Below are 17,491 nucleotides of genomic sequence, written 5' to 3' on the forward strand. Positions count from 1 at the left end.
GCCGCTTATCACCTGTAAACATTGCGAATTACTCAGCAGATTCTGCTGATACTTCTTCGTCTTCTTCTGGCTTAGACTCAAGAAGAGCGTCTGCCATTTTGCCAGTCAATAGTTTGACCGCACGGATTGCATCGTCGTTTGCAGGGATTACGTAATCGATTTCGTCCGGATCGCAGTTTGTATCAACGATACCAACGATTGGAATGTTCAATTTCATAGCTTCTGCTACTGCAATGCGTTCTTTACGAGGGTCTACAACGAACATTACATCCGGAAGACCGTTCATGTCACGGATACCGCCTAGGAATTTCTCCAAGCGTTCGTGTTGTTTTTTCAATTGGACTACTTCTTTTTTCGGAAGGACATCGAAAGTGCCGTCTTCTTCCATACGCTCGATCTGTTTCATGCGGTTAACACGTTTTTGGATCGTGCCGAAGTTTGTCAAAGTACCACCCAACCAGCGTTGGTTGATGTAGTAGTTGCCAGAACGTTCTGCTTCTTCTTTGATAGCGTCCTGTGCTTGTTTTTTTGTTCCTACGAACAAAACTTTACCGCCTTCTTCGCCCACTTGTTTCATGAAGTTATAAGCTTCCTCAAGTTTACGGACCGTTTTCTGAAGGTCGATGATGTAGATGCCGTTACGTTCCACGAAGATGTATTTCTTCATTTTCGGGTTCCAGCGGCGAGTTTGGTGGCCAAAGTGAACACCAGCTTCAAGCAATTGTTTCATTGAGATTACTGCCATGATGTGTTTCCTCCTAATAGGTTTTTGTTTGCCTCCGCATTCTTCGCTTCTGAACCGTTACCCATTCAGGCACCAGCGGAACAGATCGGAATGCGTGTGTATTTAACACCATTTGAAATTATACCACGCTCTTGCTGGTGCCTGCAACTGATATTTTAAAAAGCTAGCGAAAGCTTGGAAAAGGTATAGAGGCTTTTGAGAAACCTCGGCAATTTTTTCGTTCCGCTCCAGCCGGTCGCTTTCGGGCCCACAGGATATGGGTCATGCAGCTGGCGCGACAGGACGTCGCGTTGCCAGCTGCCAGGGCACGATTCGTCGAGTAAGCCCCACATTGAAAACCGCTGCTCCCACATCTGCTCAACCCTCACTATGTTCGGGCTTCGCATATTCATTAGTCGCCGGCTTCCGCTACACTAACGCCGAAGAATTATTTACTCAACACCCTTTTACATTCCCTTAATTATAAACAGGAAATGGAACAGACAATTTGTAATGAAAAGCTGCAACTTCTTCGACATTCTGAGGTAGTACAATACACAAAAGCCGCCCCAGAACTATTGAATAGTCCGGGGCGGCACATAAGATTAATTCATTTTCAATTGTTCGAGCTCAGCAAGGAATTTCGTATTCAATACTTTGATATACGTCCCTTTCATGCCGAGAGAACGGGATTCGATAACGCCAGCACTTTCAAGTTTACGAAGTGCGTTGACGATGACCGAACGCGTAATGCCGACACGGTCAGCGATTTTAGAAGCAACAAGCAAGCCTTCGTTGCCGTCAAGCTCTTCAAAAATATGCTCGATTGCTTCAAGTTCGCTGTACGAAAGTGAGCTGATCGCCATTTGCACAACTGCTTTGCTGCGGGCTTCTTCTTCGATGCGGTCGCCTTTTTCACGAAGGATTTCCATGCCGACAACTGTCGCACCGTATTCGCCAAGGATCAAGTCATCATCGCCGAACTGGTCGTTGACGCGGCCAAGCAATAATGTGCCAAGGCGTTCGCCGCCGCCGATAATTGGAACGATTGTCGTCAAACCGTTTTTGAATAGTTCGCGCTCTTCTACAGGGAAGATTGTGTGCTCACTGTTCACATCCATATTAGCGGACGTTTCTGTAACGTTCGAAAGGTTTTGTGTATATTCGACCGGGAACTGGCGTTCTTCAAGCATGTTCTTCATGCGGTCGTTTTCGATCTGCTGGTTAACAGCATAACCAAGAACCTTCCCTTTGCGGCTGACAACGAAGACATTTGCTTCGATGACTTCGCTCAATGTCTCAGCCATGTCCTTAAAGTTAACCGGCTTGCCGGCTGCTGCTTGCAGCATAGAGTTAATGCGTCTTGTTTTTCCCAATAAATTCATAATAATGAACCTCCTACATGATTCGTACGTATTTCGCACCGTTTATTCAATATTCTAAAGGTTTTTACACTTTAATGAAACCAATATGACTCGTTCTACAAGATAAATTGTGACAAATCTTTATTTTTCGCCACATTTTCAAGCTTTTCGTTAACATATTGGGGGGTAATATCGATTTGAGCAGGTGAAATCTCAGATGCCTCAAATGATAAATCTTCCAATAAGCGTTCCAATATTGTATGAAGTCGGCGAGCGCCGATATTATCCGTCTGTTGATTTACTTCATAAGCAATTTCCGCAAGTCTGACGATTGACGCATCAGTAAAGTGTACCACAACTCCCTCTGTTTCGAGAAGAGCTTTATACTGATTGAGCAAGGAATGTTTCGGTTCTGTCAAAATCTTCACGAAATCATCTACTTCTAACTTGGTCAGTTCGACACGAATTGGGAAACGGCCTTGTAATTCTGGGATTAAATCGGATGGTTTTGACATATGGAATGCTCCGGCTGCAACAAATAGCACATAATCTGTTTTCACCGCGCCGTATTTGGTCGTTACAGTCGAACCTTCGACAATTGGCAAAATATCGCGCTGAACGCCTTCTCTCGATACATCAGCAGAGGAACTGGAGTTTTTGCTTGCAATCTTGTCCATTTCATCGATAAAAATGATGCCGTGCTGTTCAGCGCGGCGGATCGCCTCCATCGATATCTCTTCGCTATCCACTAGCTTTTCCGATTCTTCTGCCGCCAACACGCGGCGTGCATCTTTTACTTGCATGCGGCGCTTTTTCTTTTTCTTCGGCATCAAAGAAGACAAGGCATCTTGCATGTTCTCGCCCATCTGCTCCATCCCCGAACCTTGGAAAGCATCAAACATAGAAGCGTTACTCTCGGTCACTTCTACCGTCACCCATTCCTCTTCAAGCTTGCCGGCTTTCAAGTCAGCGGCAATTTCCCGGCGCTTGACGCGCACTTCGACTTCCGCTTCCGGGTCTTCTTCTTCCTGTTCTTGCTTTTGGCCAAAGAACATTTCAAGTGGATTTTGCGCAGACTGCTTTTTCTTCATCGACGGCGCCAGCAATTTTACGAGGCGGTCGTTGGCAGAGGATTCTGCGCGCTCTTTTACGGCTTCGTACTTTTCTTCTTTGACGATGCGCACAGAAGCTTCGACCAAATCACGTACCATCGATTCCACATCGCGCCCGACATATCCAACTTCCGTGAACTTCGTCGCTTCAACTTTAATAAATGGCGCTCCTGTCAGTTTCGCAATGCGGCGCGCGATTTCCGTTTTCCCAACACCGGTCGGACCAATCATCAAAATATTCTTCGGAATGACTTCATCCTGCATCTCTTCATCTAGTCGGCTGCGACGGTAGCGGTTGCGTAGCGCAATCGCAATCGATCGTTTGGCATCTTTTTGTCCAACGATGAAGCGGTCCAAGTGATCGGTAATCTGCCTCGGAGTCAAATCGGTTTGCGTTTTCATTCGGACAACTCCTCCATAATGATTTGATGATTTGTATAGACACAAATGTCCGCAGCCGTTTCAAGTGCGGATTGGGCGATTTCCCCTGCTGTCATGTGATCGCCGGCATAAGTCTTCAACGCACGGCCTGCTGCGAGTGCGTAATTGCCGCCTGAGCCGATTGCCAGGATCCCATCATCGGGTTCGATGACCTCACCGGTGCCTGATACTAATAAAAGTTCGTCTTTGTTCATGACGATGAGCATCGCTTCCAATTGGCGCAGCATTTTATCACCTCTCCATTGCTTGGCGAGTTCGACTGCGGCGCGCTGCAAATTACCGTTGAACTCAGTGAGCTTGCCTTCAAACATTTCAAACAGCGTAAAAGCGTCAGCTACAGAACCGGCAAAACCAGTCAATACTTCGTTGTTATAGAGCCGGCGAACTTTTTTGGCGGTATGCTTCATGACAACGGCATTACCGAATGTCACTTGGCCATCACCAGCCATTGCCGATTTGCCTTTATGCTTCACTGCAAAGATTGTGGTTGCATGAAATTCCTGCATGGTATTGGTTTCCTCCTTATGCCCTTGGATGGGACTTTAAATACGTGTTGCGCAAATGGTCTTTCGTTACGTGCGTATAAACTTGCGTAGAACTGAGATGGGTATGGCCAAGCAGCTCTTGGACTGTACGCATGTCCGCCCCATTGTTCAAAAGATGGGTCGCAAAAGTATGGCGGATCATATGCGGATAGATTGCGGAATTGAGCGACGCCTTTTTCATGCATTCATTCAAAATGTGGCGGATGCCTCGGTCCGTCACTCCATCGCCGCGACTGTTGACAAACAACATGTCGTGCTCTTTCGACTTCATCAATCGAGGACGAGAACTATCGATATAAAGTTCCAGCGCATCATGAGCAAATTGGCCGTAGGGGATGTAACGCTCTTTCCTGCCCTTGCCGAGCACTTTGACGATTTGCATATGACGGTCTAAGTCTTTCATTTTTATTGATACACATTCACTGACACGCATGCCGGTCGCATAAAGCAATTCGAGCATAGCACGATTGCGCAGCGATAATGCGTCTTCACCTGTCAGTGAAGCAAACAGCTGCTCAAGTTCTTCCTCATAAAAAAACTGTGGCAGCCGCTCTTCTTTTTTCGGATGAAACAGCGAACGGAACGCGGCTTCGCTGAGTCCAAACTCGCGGTTGCCATAACGGAAAAACGATCGGATGGCAGAAATTTTTCGCGAGATGGACGTTCTGGATAATTGGGCTTCATATAATTTCGTTACATAATTTCGCGCATGAAGGTATTCGACTTCGTGCAGATCACTCACGCCTTCTTGTTCCAGGAACAGAAAAAAACCCTCCAGATCCTGTAGGTACTGGTGGACAGTGTGGGCGGAATAATTCTTTTCCAACTGGATATAGCTCATGAACGATTCGAGCATTTGTTCTTTCGTCATCTGGCACGCCGCCTTTCAGGCATTTAAAAAAGCCTCTAAAGTATACCAATACTTAGAGGCTTTTTTCAATTAAACCGTCACTGAATTCATATAATTTTGAATTGATTCAAGCGCACGGTTGGCGTGGCGCTCAGCGCGCTCTTGCTTCGACTTGATACGTTCGCCGAGATCTGGGAACAAGCCGAAATTAATATTCATCGGCTGGAAGTTCTTCGAATCTGCTTCGGTGATGTAACGTGCCATGCTGCCAAGTGCCGTTTCTGCAGGCAAGACGACCAGCTCTTCACCTAATGCGAGCTTCGCTGCGTTGATGCCAGCTAATAAGCCGCTTCCTGCAGACTCCACATACCCTTCAACGCCTGTCATTTGGCCGGCGAAGAAAATATTCGAATCAGCTTTCAATTGATAGGTTGGTTTTAAGACATTCGGCGAATTGATAAACGTGTTGCGGTGCATAACACCATAGCGGACAATTTCCACGTTCTCAAGTCCCGGAATCATGCGCAAGATTTCTTTTTGCGCCCCCCATTTCAAATGCGTCTGGAACCCAACAATGTTATAAAGCGTTCCCGCTGCATCGTCTTGGCGCAATTGCACGACTGCATATGGCCGTTCGCCGGTTTTCGGGTCTTCGAGCCCGACCGGTTTCATCGGCCCGAACGTCAAGGTTTTGTCACCTCTAGCAGCCATCACCTCGACAGGCATACAGCCTTCGAAATAAATTTCCTTCTCGAATTCTTTAAGCGGCACGACTTCCGCTTCAACTAAAGCTGTATGGAAGCGGCGGAACTCTTCTTCTGTCATCGGGCAATTCAAATAGGCTGCTTCGCCTTTATCGTAACGCGATTTCAAATAAACTTTATCCATGTCGATGCTGTCTTTCTCGACGATTGGCGCTGCCGCATCATAGAAATACAAGTATTCTTCTCCAGTCAACTTGCGGACTTTTTCAGCAAGTGCAGGGGATGTTAACGGTCCGGTGGCGATGATTGTGATACCTTCCGGAATTTCTGTTACTTCCTCGTTGATGACTTCAACGAGCGGGTGGTTGCGGACATTTTCTGTGACCATGCCAGCGAACTCATGACGGTCCACTGCAAGCGCGCCGCCAGCCGGTACCGACGCTTTGTCGGCTGCATCGATGATGACCGAATCCAGTTTGCGCATCTCTTCTTTGATGACGCCAACGGCATTGGTCAATGAATTGGCACGCAACGAGTTGCTGCAAACCAGTTCTGCAAATTTATCTGTATGATGCGCCGGAGTCTGTTTTACCGGACGCATTTCATATAGCCTTACATTGACGCCACGTTTGGCGATTTGCCATGCCGCTTCGCTTCCTGCAAGTCCGGCACCGATTACATTTACAATTTTCGTCATGATCAAACACCTCTATATGATTTATTGAACTTCTTCTTTGTAGTCACAAGCAGTACAGTTGATCTGCACGCCTTTTTTCACTTTCTTTTCGACCATCAAGCTGCTGCATTTCGGACAAGGACGTTCGATCGGTTTGTCCCATGAGACGAATTCACATTCCGGATAACGTTCGCAGCCGTAGAATATGCGGCGCTTTTTGCTTTTCCGTTCCACGATCTCTCCTTCTTTACAAGTCGGGCATTTGACGCCGATATGCTTGACGATCGCTTTTGTGTTACGGCAATCCGGGAAGTTGCTGCAAGCCATGAACTTGCCATAGCGCCCAAGCTTGAACACCATTGGCGAACCACATTCTTCGCAATCTTCTCCTGCCGGCTCGTCTTTAATTTGAACTTTTTCCATTTCGTTTTCAGCCACTTCAAGGTCTTTCGCAAACTCTTTATAGAACACATCAATGATTGCTCGCCAATCGACTTCACTTTCTTCGATGCTGTCCAAATCGTTTTCCATCTTCGCGGTAAACTCGATGTTCAAAATATCTGGGAAGAAATCACGCACCAATTGATGGACGATTTCACCGAGTTCAGTCGGGATAAACCGCTTGGCATCCAAAGCGACATAGCCGCGTTTTTGAATCGTATCCAAAGTTGGCGCGTAGGTCGATGGACGGCCTATGCCGAGCTCTTCCAAGGTACGCACTAGGCGTGCTTCCGTAAAGCGCGGAGGCGGTTGAGTGAAATGTTGGTTCGGCGTAATGTCGGTCGCTTTGACTTTATCGCCCTCCTTCATTTCTGGAAGGATATTGTCTTTTTCTTCTTTTTTATCGTCGGTCCCTTCAATGTAAAGCTTCATGAAACCAGGAAACTTCACTTGAGAACCATTCGCCCGGAAAATCGCTTCGCCGTTTTGCAATTCTGCCATCACCGTATCAAGAACAGCAGATGACATTTGGCTGGCTACAAAACGGTCCCAGATTAATTTGTACAAACGGTAAAGGTCGCGCGACAAAATGCTCTTCAGCGATTCCGGCGTGCGGTGGACACTCGTCGGACGGACCGCTTCGTGGGCATCCTGAGATTTTTGAGATTGTTTTGCTGCAGGCTTTTGCGTGACATACTCTTCGCCATATTTATCGAGAATATAACCGATTGTATCTTGCTTAGCCGATTCCGAAATTCGTGTCGAATCGGTACGCATATACGTGATCAAACCGGTTACGCCTTCTTTTCCGACCGAAATCCCTTCATAAAGCTGCTGGGCAAGCATCATCGTTTTCTTGGCACGGAAATTCAACTTACGCGCTGCTTCCTGCTGGAGAGAAGATGTGGTGAAAGACGGAGAAGGATTGCGTTTGCGCTCTTTCTTCACTACGCTCTTTACTAAGAAATCCTTGCCTTTCATTGTAGCCAATACAGCTTTGACATCTTCTTCAGTGGAAAGCTTCAACTTTTTCTCTGGCGTTCCATAAAATTGTGCCTCGAATACTTTCTTAGCCTTTTCGAACTCGCCCGTGATCGACCAATACTCTTCGGGTTCGAAATTTTTGATTTCGTTTTCGCGGTCAATGATAAGTCCAAGCGCAACCGATTGAACACGGCCGGCCGACAAGCCTTTTTTGACTTTTTTCCACAGAATCGGGCTGATGCTATAACCAACAAGACGGTCTAAAATTCGCCGAGCTTGTTGAGCATCAACCAAATCCATGTCTAGTTTGCGCGGTTGCTTGAATGCGTCTTTTACTGCATCTTTCGTAATTTCGTTAAATACGACACGGCAATCCGAATCGACATCTACTCCGAGCGCATTCGCCAAATGCCAGGCGATTGCTTCTCCTTCTCTGTCGGGGTCAGCCGCGAGAAAGACTTTTTTCGCTTTTTTCGCTTCTTTTTTTAGGTCTTGTAAAATCGGGCCTTTTCCGCGAATCGTGATATAGCGGGGCTCGTAATTGTTCTCAACATCTACACCCATCTGGCTGCGCGGCAAATCACGCAAATGGCCAAGAGAGGCTTTCACTTTATACTTTTTACCCAAATACCGTTCAATTGTCTTTGCCTTTGCGGGCGATTCGACAATCACCAAATAATCCGCCATTCATACTCCTCCTCATAGAGGTCTCTTCAAATTGTGTAAAGAATCACCTGATGCAAAATGTATAACAGTTTTTGGTTGATTGCAAGGTTTTTCGTCGAAGCGACTGTTTTCAGCTCCTTAATTGGCGGTATTCTTCAAGCACTTGACCCCCGTCCCACACCGGTTTTGCGCCTTCTGCAATTAATTTATGCGGACCGGCGGAAAGCGGGGAAAAGATATCTCCAGGAACAGCGAAGATATCTTTTCCATGGTCTAAGGCATGCTCAATCGTACTCAATGTGCCACTTTTCACTTCCGCTTCCGTGACAATGATGCCTTTTGACAAGCCGCTGATAATGCGATTGCGCATTGGGAAATTCCACTTTCTAGGTGGCATATACGGTGGATACTCGCTTAGCAGCAATTGAGTTTCTTCTATTATAAAGAACAACTCCTCGTTCATTTTCGGGTAGCGATGCAAGAAGCCGCTCCCTATGACAGCAATCGTTTTTCCGCCGAAATCGATCGCGCATTGATGCGCCATTGCATCGGCGCCTTTCGCCAATCCACTAACAACGACAAAGCCTTCTGCCAGTAAAGGCGGGAGTAATTCTTGAATGACCGATCGCGAATAGCCCTGGGCTTTCCTAGAACCGATGACAGCTATTTTTTCAGGTGCTTCAAGTAAAGCGGAATCGCCTTTCAAATAAAGTGCCGCGGGCGGATCGATCAACTCATGCAAAGAGGATGGAAAAAGAGGGTGGCGGTAAGAAATGGCGTGGATTTGCTGTTTGTTGTAAATTTCCATAAAGGGGGTATTGGCGTAGGTGAGGTATGAGCGCTTCAAGGCTGTTGCCTTTTCCAGAGGGATTTGGAGCGTTTCCGAGAGATCGATAGGACTTCGACAATGCAGGTATTCAAGTTCTGGATCGTCTTTCATTAATGGAGCGATGCGGTTTAAAGCTTTCGGGTATACGTAATGCAAGGCAAGCAGGCGTTGCGTAAATTCTTCGTTCATGACAGTCCTCCTCTATTAAAGTTCAGTGCAATAAAGCTGCACCTTACTTAATCATAGAGCTTCAAACACAATCCGTAAATATATTAAAAACGGATTAATTTTTTGTTCCGTTGAGTATACTGCTTCTTGAAATGTTCATGAAATTGTTCGATTGCCTCTAGCTCCACTAGCCCTTGAGCATTGTTTTCAAAATCCTGGAAAATAATGCGCACAAAATTTCCTCGCCGTTCGTTTCGCAGTTCATCATCCGCCATCATTTCCCGAAAAACCCCCGTTTCCATTTCCTTCAATACTCCAGCAAAATACGAACTGTAGTGAATCAACTCAAGTACGCTGTCAGGGGCATCCATACGCAATTCTTCATGACAAATACACCAGACCGCGAATTGTTTTTCAAGCAGCATGGCTTCCCGTATTAAGAAATTAGTTTCCTCCGGCACAGCTTCTAATATGCCATTTGAATAATCGAGATACCAAAAAAGAAACTTTAATAGCTGTTGCTGGTCTTCTTTTGCTGTTGCACCTAATTCTTGCAAATGAATGAGCGCTCCATTGCGGTCAAATCGCTGATACGTTTCTTGACTGCTGAGACTGCATATGGCTTGGAGCAGCTTTTCGCTATCTACAACCGAAAAAGGATCTTTTCCTAACACTTCCAAATGATAAAAGCTCATGACTTCAGGTAAAAAAGGCAACACAAACTCATTCATAATCGCCCGTTTTTGCACTTCCAACTCCTTGTTTTTCGTTCTTTTCTTGATGATTTTCATTCCGAAAAACGCAGCGATAGGCGCTGCCGCTAGCCCCCAAAATATCCATTCTGCTGCCATTCCATGCCCTCCTACATACGCTTGTTGCTGTTCATTCTATTATAAATGACAGCTGTCCCCAACTGCTGCATAATCGTTCAAAATTTATGTTCTAGGTCGTTAAAAAGAAAAAAACCCCGAAGCATCTAAAAAGATGCTTCGGGGTTTTGTGGATTAATGTGTTTTACAAGCGTCGTAAAGGCCTTTTTCTTTGATCACGTTGATCAAAGTTTCGCCAATAACTGAAGGGGTATCTGCAACTTCGATTCCAGCAGCGTTCATTGCTTTAATCTTGTCTGCAGCTGTCCCTTTGCCTCCGGAAATGATCGCACCGGCGTGGCCCATGCGTTTTCCTTCTGGAGCTGTTTGACCGCCGATAAAGCCGACAACAGGTTTCGTCATGTTCGCCTTAACCCATTCTGCCGCTTCTTCTTCAGCAGTCCCGCCGATTTCACCGATCATAACAACTGCATACGTGTCTTCATCTTCGTTGAATTCTTTCAAGACGTCGATGAAGTTCGTGCCGTTGACCGGGTCTCCGCCGATACCGACAGCTGTTGACTGGCCGATACCTTCTTCAGACAATTGGTGAGTCGCTTCGTACGTCAACGTACCAGAACGTGATACGACGCCGACATGTCCTTTTTTGTGAATGTAGCCAGGCATGATGCCGATCTTACATTCGTCCGGAGTGATAACACCCGGGCAGTTTGGTCCGACAAGACGCGTTTTCTTGCCTTCCATATATCGCTTCACTTTGACCATATCGAGTACCGGAATGTGCTCAGTGATGCAGATTGCCATATCCAACTCAGCTTCTGTTGCTTCAAGAATTGCATCAGCAGCAAAAGGAGCCGGTACATAAATTACAGATACATTGGCACCTGTAGCTTTTACGGCATCTTGAACTGTATTGAATACAGGTACGCCTTCAACTTCAGTTCCGCCTTTGCCTGGTGTTACACCCGCAACGATTTTCGTTCCGTATTCAAGCATTTGCTTTGTATGGAAAAGGGCAGTTGACCCTGTAATTCCCTGTACAAGCACTTTAGTGTCTTTATTAATGTATACGCTCATTATTGTCCCTGCCCTTCTTTAGCCTACAAGTTCTACGATCTGTTTCGCGCCATCTGCCATAGTGCCAGCAGCTACGATGTTCAGACCTGATTCGTTCAGCAGTTTTTTACCGATTTCTACGTTTGTTCCTTCAAGACGGACGACTAATGGCACTTCCAGGCTAACTTCTTTCGCTGCTTGGATAACACCTTCCGCAATGATGTCACACTTCATGATTCCGCCGAAAATGTTAACGAAGATTCCTTTGACATTCTTATCAGAAAGAATGATTTTGAATGCTTCCGTTACTTTCTCAGCGGTGGCACCGCCCCCAACGTCAAGGAAGTTAGCGGGTGAGCCGCCGTAATAGTTAATCGTATCCATTGTTGCCATAGCAAGGCCGGCACCGTTAACCATACAGCCGATGTTTCCATCCAAAGAAATATAGCTCAAGTCATACTTGGAAGCTTCGATTTCTTTTGCATCTTCTTCATCGTAATCGCGCATTTCCATGATGTCCTGATGACGGTATAGTGCGTTGGCATCGAAGTTGAACTTCGCGTCCAAAGCCACTACTTGTCCGTCGCCTGTAACGACCAATGGGTTGATTTCAACGATTGCTGCGTCTTTTTCCACATAAGCCTGGTAAAGGCCTAGCATCAATTTCGCTGCTTTGTTGACAAGTTTAGCTGGGATGTTCATGTTGAACGCCATGCGACGAGCTTGGAAACCAGTCAAACCAACAACAGGGTCGATTGCTTCGTAGAAGATTCGCTCTGGAGTGTTTGCTGCTACTTCTTCGATGTCCATGCCGCCTTCTTCTGATCCCATCAAGTTGACTAGGGACGTTTCACGGTCAAGAACCAATCCAAGATAGTATTCCTTCTCGATGTTGCTGCCCGCTTCGATGTAAAGGCGTTTAACTTCTTTGCCTTCTGGGCCTGTCTGATGCGTTACGAGGACCTTGCCAAGCAATTCCTTCGCATATTCACGCACTTCGTCCAAGTTTTTCGCCAGCTTGACGCCGCCTGCCTTGCCTCGACCACCTGCGTGGATTTGGGCTTTAACAACGACAACATCCGAACCAAGTTCTTTCGCTGCTTTGACTGCTTCTTCAGGTGAAAAAGCAACATGGCCTTCTGGAACTGATACGCCATATTGTTTCAGGACCTGTTTTCCCTGATATTCATGGATATTCATCTGTCATCCTCCAATCAAACATCTGTCTCTTAATTTTATTGCCTCTACCATTGTATTAAAGTTGCCATGGAATGTCCACAGCTGACAGCCACTCTGCATAAAACTTCGAATTTTCCGTCTCTTATCGTTATCGGACCATCGATTTCACCGGTTCGAAGGTCTTGCGGTGGATTGGGCAAGGGCCGTGCGTATCGAGTGCGGTTAAGTGTTCTTTAGTGCCGTATCCTGCATGCTTCGAAAAACCGTATTGTGGATATAATCGTGCGTATTCGTCCATCAAATCATCTCTGCCGGTCTTTGCTAGAATTGAGGCAGCAGCGATACATAAACTTTTCGCATCACCTTTAATGATCGCCTCAGAAGGCATGGCAACGGTTAATTTCATCGCATCCGCCAATACGACATCAGGTGCTGTAGCCAAACTGTTTGCTGCCGCTTCCATCGATTGTTTCGTCGCCTGGTAAATATTCAGCCGGTCGATGGCTTCAGGCGGCTGGATGTGGACCGACCAGCTAACGGCTTGTTCTTTGATCAGTTGCGCTAATTCATTGCGCTTTACTTTTGATATCACCTTCGAATCATCTAAGCCGATAAATGCACTGCAATCTTCAGGCAAGATGACAGCTGCTGTCACCACTGGTCCAGCGAGCGGTCCCCGTCCCGCTTCATCGATTCCGCAGACGAGAGAGTGGTTCTGTTCCTTGAACTGCCGATCGAAGGCTTGTTTTTCTTCCAGCCGGCGAAGCAAAATAAGTTTTTTGTCGTAACGCCGCTGCCAAGAAGCGAGCGCTTGCTGAACGCTTTTGCGCGAATCGTCCTTGAGGTCTTCCATCCAGGGTTCGAGTGTTTCAGCCTGCTGTAATCTTTCTTTGATCGATGCTGTTGTTTCCATATCGCCACTCCTTTTTCGCAAAGAAATAGCGGGCCCTATTGAAGGACCCGCTGCCTTATGCCAATTCGTCTTGTTCTGCAATCATTTCATCGCGGTAATCGAATGTGATGCGGCCGAGATGCTGATTGCGGATATCGCGGACAATGATTTCTGCTGTCATTTCATAATCAACTTCGTTGTCGGGGCCGATCATATAACGTTTTTTGCCGATATGATCGAAAGTCTTCACCAAATCTTCATCGATATGGTCAATACCGTAGCGTTCCATCAAACGGTCCGGATAGCGCTCTTCCAAGAATTTCAGTGCGTAAATCGCTAGTTCTTGCATTTGAATGACCGAATCCTTGATTGCTCCAGTGACCGCAAGTTTTTGCCCGGTTTCCTGGTCTTCAAATTTCGGCCAGAGAATGCCTGGCGTGTCGAGCAATTCGATTTCTTTGCCGACTTTGATCCATTGCTGGGCTTTCGTGACCCCCGGCATATTGCCAGTTTTCGCCAAGCTTTTTTTCGCCAGTCGGTTGATCAATGTCGATTTCCCAACGTTCGGAATGCCGACAATCATGGCACGGATGGCGCGCGGCTTAATACCTTTCGCTTCCATGCGGTCCCATTTTTCTTTCAGAATCTCTTTCGAGGCTTTGGTGACCGTCTGCAGCCCTTTTCCTTCTAAGGAATTGATCGCCACTGCCCGGGTCCCTTCGTTCTCGAAGTGTTGGATCCATTTTTTCGTTTCCCGCTCGTCTGCCATATCCATTTTATTGAGGATAATCAGTCGTGGTTTTTGCTGGATCACTTGGTCGATCATCGGATTGCGGGATGATAGCGGCAATCGCGCATCCACCAATTCAAAAATGATATCCACCAATTTAAGTTTTTCTGTTACTTCCCGGCGCGCTTTCGCCATATGGCCAGGAAACCATTGAATCGTCATGCCATCACTCCTTAATTTACAATGCCGGCTTCATCGACCGGCCAAAAAACAAAATTCGTATTGCCGATGACTTCGTCGATCGATACCAACCCGATGTGGCGGCTGTCCTTGCTCGCTCTCCGATTATCTCCCATAACGAAAACATAACCTTCTGGAATCGTGGAATAGCTAGTTTTATCCTCGAGCGTAAAGTCTTCCGTCAAGGTACCGGAAATGCCCGTTTTGTATTGATCTAAATAAGGTTCTTCTACTGCTTCTCCATTTATTAATAGCTGGTCTTCCTCATAGGCAATGTGGTCGCCTGGTAAGCCGATGACCCGCTTGATATAGTCTTTTTGTTCCGGTGCATGAAATACGATGATATCGAACCGGTCTGGCTCGCCGATATCGTAGCCGATTTTATTGACGATCATCCGATCTCCGTGTTCAAGAGTGGGCATCATCGATTCGCCGTCCACCACAATAGGCGTAAATAAGAAAAATCGAATAATTGCTGCAAGGCCGAACGCAATCAACAGAGCTTTGGACCATTCCCATACTTCATTTTTCTTTTTCCCTTCAGCTTCCATGCGTGTTCCTCCCCGCGCTTAATGCTTTAATTGTACAGCGAAACAAGGTGTTTAGCAAAGAAAAGAAAAGCGCCGTCATAGCTATTGGCGATCAAAAAAAGCACAATAAAAGGCCTAGGCAATCAGCCCAGGCCTTTTGAATGCAAAAGAAGAAGGTAATAAGCCTTCTCCTGTCCTTGCAATATTAACGGATTTCTTTGATACGTGCTGCTTTACCGCGTAGGTTGCGCAAGTAGTACAATTTAGCACGACGTACTTTACCACGGCGAGTAACTTCAAGCTGAGCAATTTTCGGCGTGTGCACAGGGAATGTACGTTCCACACCTACACCGTAGGAGATTTTACGAACAGTGAATGATTCACTGATTCCGCCTCCGCGACGGCTGATAACGACTCCTTCGTATACCTGGATACGTTCGCGAGTACCCTCGACAACTTTCACGTGGACGCGAACAGTGTCTCCTGGACGGAACGCTGGGTGATCCTCACGAAGTTGTTCTTTAGTGATTTCAGTAATGATGTTTTGCATGTTTTTTTCTCTCCTTCTACAGATGCTCTTGCAGTTCTTGCTTGTTGCAGCGGAACACCGTGATTCGTGTACTTTACATAAAAGTACATTCTCCATGTTATCACTTTGCACCTATGTCTGCAAGAGCTATCTTGATTTATTTTTCGGCTTTTAAACGCGCCAATACACTTTTTTGCTGTGCGGTAAGTTCAACATGCTCAAAGAGGTCAGGACGGCGCTCGAACGTCCGCTTTATCCCTTGCTCTTCTCGCCATTCCTCAATTTTAGCATGGTTCCCCGAAGTTAAGACGGCAGGAACTGTCATGTCTCTAAAATTCGCTGGCCGCGTGTAATGAGGATGCTCCAACAGACCAGTCGAAAAAGAATCACGGACTGGAGAGTCGCTATTGCCGAGGACGCCAGGCAATAAGCGAACGACACTGTCGATGACCGTCATGGCCGCAAGCTCCCCGCCAGTCAGCACAAAATCGCCGATGGAGATCTCATCCGTGACCAAATGTTCGCGAATACGTTCATCATAGCCCTCGTAATGACCGCAAATAAAGACCAATTCCTCTTCACGGGCAAGTTCTTCGGCCTTCTTCTGCGTAAAGCGTTCGCCTTGAGGGCACATCAAGATGACACGCGGCTTTTTACCTTCGTTTGTGATGCTCTCAACTGCATTGAAAACCGGTTCAGGCTTCAGCACCATGCCGGCGCCTCCCCCAAACGGGTAGTCATCCACTTGGCGCTTATTGTCGGCAAACTCACGGATATCGACGACCCCTAAAGATACCGCACCTTTGTCCTGCGCTTTTTTCATGATCGAGTGCTGGAAGACCCCATCGAACATGGGCGGAAAAAGAGACAATACTTGGATGTTCATCATGACAGCAAGCCGTCCAAGACATCGATAGTGATTTTCTTTTCATCGATGTCGACTTCCTTGACGACGTCTTCGATATACGGGATGTAATGCTTTTTGCCTGTTGCTGGCGTCACTTCCCAGACATCATTGGCACCTGTCTCCAAAATTTCCGTTACTTTCCCGATTTCCTCGCCTTCAACAGAAACCACTTGGCAACCAAGGATTTCGTGATGGTAGAAGGCGTCTTCTTCCAAATCTCCGAGATCATGTTCAGCGATCTTCAAATAGCCTTCTTTGAAAGCTTCGACATCGTTAATGGTCGGATACCCTTCGAAAGATAAAAGGTTGAAGTTTTTATGAGTACGGTGGCTCGCCACTTTGACCATGATCGGCTTTTTCGCACCGACTGTAAACAAGCCGAGCTTATTGCCGATGGCGAACCGCTCTTCTGGAAAATCAGTGCGTGACATCACGCGCACTTCCCGCGGATCCCGTGAGTATTGACTATTTTCCCTACGTTAAACCATTCCACGCAAAAACACCCTTCCTCTAATTTTTTCCTGAAAAAAAAGGAAGGAACCGGGGCTCCTTCCTTTTCAATCCACAATATCGAGATACGTTTTTTTCTTATGATAATTTCCTGCTGCTGAATAGACGACAGAGCGTACGGCTTTCGCCACACGTCCTTGCTTGCCGATTACTTTCCCTGTATCGCTCGGATGCACGGAAAGCTTGTAGACGACGCGGTTAGTGTTTTCGTCTTTTTCAATACGAACTGCTTCCGGATAATCAACTAGCGGCTTGACGATCGTTTCAATCAGCTGCTCCATAAGAACGCTCCCTTACTTGTTTAGTTTTTCGTTATGGAATTTCTCCATAATGCCGTTCTGAGAGAACAAGTTGCGTACTGTGTCAGATGGTTTAGCGCCATCGTGAAGCCATTTCAACGCCAATTCTTCGTCGATTTTAACTTCAGCTGGAACTGTTAGCGGGTTGTAAGTACCCACTGTTTTGATTTGACGGCCGTCACGTGGAGCACGTGAATCAGCGACTACAATACGGTAGAAAGGAGATTTTTTAGCTCCCATACGTTTTAAGCGAATTTTTACTGCCATTTTATAAAGCACCTCCGA

Annotated in this window: 18 protein-coding genes and 1 pseudogene; all 19 read right to left on the reverse strand. The window is 46.5% G+C overall.

From position 1 onward, the window contains the following. Positions 1-28: 28 nt before the first annotated feature. The gene (gene rpsB / locus BBI11_RS09850) at positions 29-745 is read right to left on the reverse strand and encodes a 30S ribosomal protein S2 (protein ID WP_068462849.1); all 717 of its coding nucleotides are present in this window, start codon (positions 743-745) and stop codon (positions 29-31) included. 584 nt (positions 746-1,329) lie between these two features. Further along, positions 1,330-2,109, reverse strand: a complete 780-nt coding sequence (gene codY / locus BBI11_RS09860) for a GTP-sensing pleiotropic transcriptional regulator CodY (RefSeq protein WP_058380457.1) — start codon at positions 2,107-2,109, stop codon at positions 1,330-1,332. A 95-nt stretch (positions 2,110-2,204) separates the two neighbouring features. Then, positions 2,205-3,602 (reverse strand): ATP-dependent protease ATPase subunit HslU, encoded by a 1,398-nt coding sequence (gene hslU / locus BBI11_RS09865; protein ID WP_068462854.1) that lies wholly within the window; start codon positions 3,600-3,602, stop codon positions 2,205-2,207. Then, positions 3,599-4,147: an ATP-dependent protease subunit HslV gene (gene hslV, locus BBI11_RS09870; protein WP_068462856.1), complete on the reverse strand. Its 549-nt coding sequence runs from the start codon at positions 4,145-4,147 to the stop codon at positions 3,599-3,601. The genes hslU and hslV overlap by 4 nt, the downstream gene beginning before the upstream one ends. Positions 4,148-4,163: 16 nt before the next feature. Continuing rightward, complete coding sequence (xerC, locus tag BBI11_RS09875; protein ID WP_068462859.1) at positions 4,164-5,057, reverse strand: tyrosine recombinase XerC; 894 nt, start codon at positions 5,055-5,057, stop codon at positions 4,164-4,166. A 69-nt stretch (positions 5,058-5,126) separates the two neighbouring features. Further along, positions 5,127-6,437, reverse strand: a complete 1,311-nt coding sequence (gene trmFO / locus BBI11_RS09880; RefSeq protein WP_068462860.1) for an FADH(2)-oxidizing methylenetetrahydrofolate--tRNA-(uracil(54)-C(5))-methyltransferase TrmFO — start codon at positions 6,435-6,437, stop codon at positions 5,127-5,129. A 21-nt stretch (positions 6,438-6,458) separates the two neighbouring features. Then, positions 6,459-8,528 carry a type I DNA topoisomerase gene (gene topA / locus BBI11_RS09885; RefSeq protein WP_068462863.1) on the reverse strand — a complete coding sequence of 690 codons (2,070 nt, stop codon included), beginning with the start codon at positions 8,526-8,528 and terminating at the stop codon, positions 6,459-6,461. A 109-nt stretch (positions 8,529-8,637) separates the two neighbouring features. Continuing rightward, positions 8,638-9,525, reverse strand: coding sequence for a DNA-processing protein DprA (gene dprA, locus BBI11_RS09890; protein ID WP_068462866.1), 888 nt, complete (start codon positions 9,523-9,525; stop codon positions 8,638-8,640). An 83-nt stretch (positions 9,526-9,608) separates the two neighbouring features. Continuing rightward, positions 9,609-10,355, reverse strand: coding sequence for a hypothetical protein (locus BBI11_RS09895; protein WP_068462868.1), 747 nt, complete (start codon positions 10,353-10,355; stop codon positions 9,609-9,611). 153 nt (positions 10,356-10,508) lie between these two features. After that, a complete protein-coding gene (gene sucD / locus BBI11_RS09900; RefSeq protein WP_068462870.1) occupies positions 10,509-11,411 on the reverse strand; it encodes a succinate--CoA ligase subunit alpha in 903 nt (300 codons plus the stop codon). Positions 11,412-11,429: 18 nt separating this feature from the next. Continuing rightward, positions 11,430-12,590, reverse strand: coding sequence for an ADP-forming succinate--CoA ligase subunit beta (gene sucC, locus BBI11_RS09905; RefSeq protein WP_058383573.1), 1,161 nt, complete (start codon positions 12,588-12,590; stop codon positions 11,430-11,432). Between the two features lie 127 nt (positions 12,591-12,717). Next, positions 12,718-13,482: a ribonuclease HII gene (locus BBI11_RS09910; RefSeq protein ID WP_068462872.1), complete on the reverse strand. Its 765-nt coding sequence runs from the start codon at positions 13,480-13,482 to the stop codon at positions 12,718-12,720. A gap of 55 nt (positions 13,483-13,537) precedes the next feature. Continuing rightward, the gene (gene ylqF, locus BBI11_RS09915; RefSeq protein ID WP_068462874.1) at positions 13,538-14,413 is read right to left on the reverse strand and encodes a ribosome biogenesis GTPase YlqF; all 876 of its coding nucleotides are present in this window, start codon (positions 14,411-14,413) and stop codon (positions 13,538-13,540) included. An 11-nt stretch (positions 14,414-14,424) separates the two neighbouring features. After that, a complete protein-coding gene (gene lepB, locus BBI11_RS09920) occupies positions 14,425-14,982 on the reverse strand; it encodes a signal peptidase I (RefSeq protein ID WP_068462876.1) in 558 nt (185 codons plus the stop codon). A gap of 184 nt (positions 14,983-15,166) precedes the next feature. Continuing rightward, positions 15,167-15,511, reverse strand: coding sequence for a 50S ribosomal protein L19 (gene rplS / locus BBI11_RS09925; RefSeq protein ID WP_068462878.1), 345 nt, complete (start codon positions 15,509-15,511; stop codon positions 15,167-15,169). A 136-nt stretch (positions 15,512-15,647) separates the two neighbouring features. Then, positions 15,648-16,376: a tRNA (guanosine(37)-N1)-methyltransferase TrmD gene (gene trmD, locus BBI11_RS09930; protein WP_068465724.1), complete on the reverse strand. Its 729-nt coding sequence runs from the start codon at positions 16,374-16,376 to the stop codon at positions 15,648-15,650. Further along, a pseudogene (gene rimM, locus BBI11_RS09935) lies at positions 16,376-16,890 on the reverse strand (ribosome maturation factor RimM). The gene trmD and the pseudogene rimM overlap by 1 nt, the downstream one beginning before the upstream one ends. 64 nt (positions 16,891-16,954) lie before the next feature. Then, positions 16,955-17,188 carry a KH domain-containing protein gene (locus BBI11_RS09940; protein ID WP_068462879.1) on the reverse strand — a complete coding sequence of 78 codons (234 nt, stop codon included), beginning with the start codon at positions 17,186-17,188 and terminating at the stop codon, positions 16,955-16,957. A gap of 12 nt (positions 17,189-17,200) precedes the next feature. Next, a complete protein-coding gene (gene rpsP / locus BBI11_RS09945) occupies positions 17,201-17,473 on the reverse strand; it encodes a 30S ribosomal protein S16 (protein ID WP_058383567.1) in 273 nt (90 codons plus the stop codon). Between the last annotated feature and the right edge of the window lie 18 nt (positions 17,474-17,491).

The sequence above is a fragment of the Planococcus maritimus genome, from assembly GCF_001687625.2.
GTDB classification, from domain to species: domain Bacteria; phylum Bacillota; class Bacilli; order Bacillales_A; family Planococcaceae; genus Planococcus; species Planococcus maritimus.